This is a genomic window from Mesorhizobium sp. CNPSo 4684, assembly GCF_057784315.1.
This window is the reverse complement of sequence record NZ_JBWLUX010000076.1, coordinates 1-3,522: the sequence shown is the minus strand read 5'-3', so window position 1 is coordinate 3,522 and position 3,522 is coordinate 1. Positions and strand designations below refer to the sequence as shown.

The following is a 3,522-nucleotide window of genomic DNA, read 5'->3' as shown; positions in this document are numbered from 1 at the left end:
CATTCCAGCGGCTCAAAACATCCCGAAACTTCTGCATTCTCCGGTCCTGTAGCCATGCTGCCCGCTTCATCCCCAGCCTCCATTCGCTGGCGATAAAACCGGACAACTCGCGTGCTACCTAATCCGGACAACTCGTGTGCTTACGACAGCATTGGCGTTGCGGCTTGACAGTGCCGGGCAACGGCGTAACCTAAATTAGATATGGCTTAAATTATCTGCCCTAGCGTGCCGATCAGTCGCGGCGGGGCTAATTGCCGTTCCTGCACCATTTGTGAACGGCACCACCTCGCCCAAGCGACATGCCGACGCGCCTGACGCAAGCGGGGAGGTGCAAATGGCGGTCAGCTGGCAATTGTCTGGAAGTTACTTCGAAAATTGCAACTGCGATGTCGTGTGTCCTTGCCTGCTGTCCACCAACGCGCAGCTGACATCGAAGCCGACGCAAGGCGTTTGCGACGTTGGCCTGGTCTTTCATATCGATACCGGCAAATACGGTGACGTTCGGTTGGATGGCCTCAATGTTGCGATGGTTGCTCACGCGCCGGGCCCGATGGCGGACGGCAATTGGACGGCTGCCGCGTATATCGACGAACAGGCCGACGATAAGCAAACAGAAGCGCTGGGCGCGATCTTCACCGGCGCTGCAGGCGGTCCGATGGCGGTGCTGGCACCTATGATCGGCACGAACCTCGGAGCCAAGAAGGTACCGATAAGCTACCGGATCTACGGCAAGAAGCGGTCGGCGCAGATTGCGGGCATCATGCAGATGGCGGTCGAACCGTTGCCGACCATGCGCGAGGACGGGCAGATGTGGGCGGCAACCGGCCATCCGGTCAACCCCGATTGGCTCGCCCTGGCGATGGGGGCGGAAGGCAGCACATTCAGCGACCACGGCATGAGCTGGGATAATTCCCGCCGAAACGGGCACTATGCCCCGATCAATTGGTCCGGCCAGCACTAGAGCGCCTCACCGTTTCATGGAAACGGCGATCCGCTCTATCTCTTTGTTTTGACGCAATTTCGGACGGAAAACCGCACTTTTCCTGAAATTGCTCTAGTTCCCGGCCGCAACGGACTTGGCCCATGGCGCTGATATTGCAGCGAAACATCATTCTCGCGCTGCTGATTGTTGTCGCCGCGGCAGCGTGGACCGTGCTTGTCTGGCAGTGGCTCGGCATGGACGCGGACATGCGCATGTACTCACCCACCATGGGGATGAAGGCGCCGCTGTTTCTTGCCGTCTGGATGATCATGATGATTGCCATGATGTTCCCTACCGCCGCGCCCATGGTGCTGACGTTTCATCGCATCCAGGCCGGCAAACGGGGGCGCGGCGAGACTTTTGTCTCGACCTGGTTTTTCGTGGCTGCGTACATGCTGCTTTGGGGCGCGATGGGTGCGCTCGCCTTTGCCGGTGCGGCGGGCGGAGAGCTCATTGCGGCGCATGCGGGAATGTCCGCCGCCACGGTCGCGCGCATCGGCGGCGCGCTGCTGTTGATGGCAGGCGCCTATCAACTTTCTCCGTTGAAGGATCTGTGCCTGGCCAAATGCCGTACGCCCATTGGCTTCATCCTGACCTCATGGCGCGATGGTCAGTGGGGCGCGGTACGCATGGGGCTGGAGCATGGGCTTTTTTGTCTGGGCTGCTGCTGGCTTTTGTTCCTCGCTCTTTTTCCTCTCGGGATCATGAACATCGCCGCGATGGCTGTGGTCACTTTGCTGATCTTTGCGGAAAAGACCCTGCCGTCAGGGCAGAGGATCGCAAAGCTGTCGGGTGTCGCTCTGCTCCTTTATGGGGCAGCGGTGTTGGTCTTTCCGCAGGCGCTGCCAACCTTCCAGCCCATGGAAGCCATGATCATGGATTGACGGATGGAGTCGAGGCAGCTGAGGTGACCCCCTCTGTCGCCTTCGGCGACATCTCCCCCTCGAGGGGGGAGATCAGCCGCGCTGCCCCAGCCTCGCGCTTTCCACTGCAATGCCAAGCAGCGCCTGGCGCGCCAAGGCTTCGGACAGGTCCGGCCTGCGCCTGGTCTGTAGCACGGCCGATTGCAGGCGGATCAACGCGCGGCTGAGCGCATCGACGTTCCAGCGTTCGAGCGCCTTTTCCACCAGCTTGCGTCTGGAGAAAAAGACCGGAGGCCTTGCGCCCGCAACCGCCGAGGCGGCGTTGCGGCCGGCGGAGTCCATCTGGCCGCGCATGACCTGAAGCTGCTGCAACTGGCGCATGGCCGAGGACAGCACAAGAAAAGGCTGGCCGCCGGACAGGCAGTGGCGGGTGAAGGCGGTGTCGAAGTCACTGACTTTGCCTTCCAGCACCGCATCGACGGCATCGTCGAAGGAGGCGCCGGAGACGTCGCCGGACATCGCCCTGACGTCGTCGAGGCCGATTTCCCTCTGGCCGTGCGCGTAAAGCACCAGCTTTTCGATCTCGCCGCGTGAGGCCAGCCGGTCGCCGCCGAGATTGCGGCGCAGCGCCTGGCGCGCATCGAGGGCCATCGACATGCCGGCCTTGCGCAGCTCATCGTCGATGACGGTGTCGATGTCGCGGGCCTCGTCGGCATAGCAAGGCAGCGCCATGGCGGTGTCGGCCGCCTCGACGATGGCGCGCAGGCCGACGCCCTTTTTCAGGTCGCCGGCTTCGATCAGAATGATGGCGTCGCGCGCGGGCTCTACCGTCAGCGCCTTGACGTCCTCGGCCAACGGCTTCTGGCCACTGGCGTTGCGCACCCATAAAAGCCGTCGGTCGGAAAACATCGGCACCGTACGGGCCTCGTCGAGCAGCCGGCCCTGATCGCGATCGACCTCCGCGCCGTCGAGCCGAACCACCGAAAAGGGGTCGTCGAGCGGCAGGCCGGTCTTTTCGGCAAAGGCTTTGGCGCGTTCGGCAACGAGGCCGCGGTCGGGACCGTAAAGCAGGACGATCGAGATGCGCGCGTCCGGCTTCGCCAGCCACGAATCGACCTCGTATCCTTTCTTCTGCGCCATGGTGGGTGGTTAGCATGATGCGGGCGCGGAGTGAACGGGAGCCAGTGAAGTGCGACGGTTTCTATGCGGCTGCAGTGATGGATGCCTCATATCCAGGCGACAGCGCTGCCCCTCACCTGCCTGCCGGCATCCTCTGCCCGTATAGTGACGGGGAGAGGGGTCGCTCTCGTTGCTGGCTTCGCCAATCGCCAGCGCTGCAAGAATGGCGCCGAGGCTGCGCCTGTCCAGCCGATAGATGGGTAACAGTTTGAACCGGATACATAGGTAACAGTTTTCGCCTTATGTTGAGTTCGCCGCAGCGCCAAGCGGTTTGGTTGGCGCGGCGCTTCGGCGAACCAGTTTCCCGTGCTTCTGGTCGATAAACCCGAGCGGATGGGCATAGAAGCGTATCGCCCATTCGCCGCTCTCAGTTTCTTCGATGGCGACCGGTTCGCCTGCCAGCGTGGCCGAGACGTAGATTTCGGCGCCCTGCCATTTGACGGCGCCGTTCTGGCGCACACTGCGCACCGCTGCCTCGGCCGGATAGTCCGGCTCAGG

At 62.4% G+C, this 3,522-nt stretch carries 3 protein-coding genes and 1 pseudogene; 2 read left to right on the top strand and 2 right to left on the bottom strand.

All coding sequences use genetic code 11. The annotated features are described in order from the left end of the window. The first annotated feature begins 328 nt into the window (after positions 1-328). Positions 329-961, top strand: coding sequence for a DUF1326 domain-containing protein (locus AC04SG_RS32650; RefSeq protein ID WP_488554377.1), 633 nt, complete (start codon positions 329-331; stop codon positions 959-961). A 122-nt stretch (positions 962-1,083) separates the two neighbouring features. Further along, on the top strand, positions 1,084-1,866 hold the full coding sequence (locus AC04SG_RS32645) for a DUF2182 domain-containing protein (protein ID WP_488554376.1): 783 nt from the start codon (positions 1,084-1,086) through the stop codon (positions 1,864-1,866). A 72-nt stretch (positions 1,867-1,938) separates the two neighbouring features. Here AC04SG_RS32645 and holA read toward each other — a convergent pair whose 3' ends face one another. Beyond that, entirely contained in the window at positions 1,939-2,985 is a 1,047-nt protein-coding gene (gene holA, locus AC04SG_RS32640; protein WP_488554375.1) for a DNA polymerase III subunit delta, read from the bottom strand. A 279-nt stretch (positions 2,986-3,264) separates the two neighbouring features. After that, positions 3,265-3,522: pseudogene (locus AC04SG_RS32635) on the bottom strand (integrase); the annotation flags it as partial.

Bases quoted from the DNA above. Each gene is read 5' to 3' on its own strand.
- AC04SG_RS32645 (WP_488554376.1), top strand. From the start codon at position 1,084: ATGGCGCTGATATTGCAGCGAAACATCATTCTCGCGCTGCTGATTGTT.
- holA (WP_488554375.1), bottom strand. From the start codon at position 2,985: ATGGCGCAGAAGAAAGGATACGAGGTCGATTCGTGGCTGGCGAAGCCG.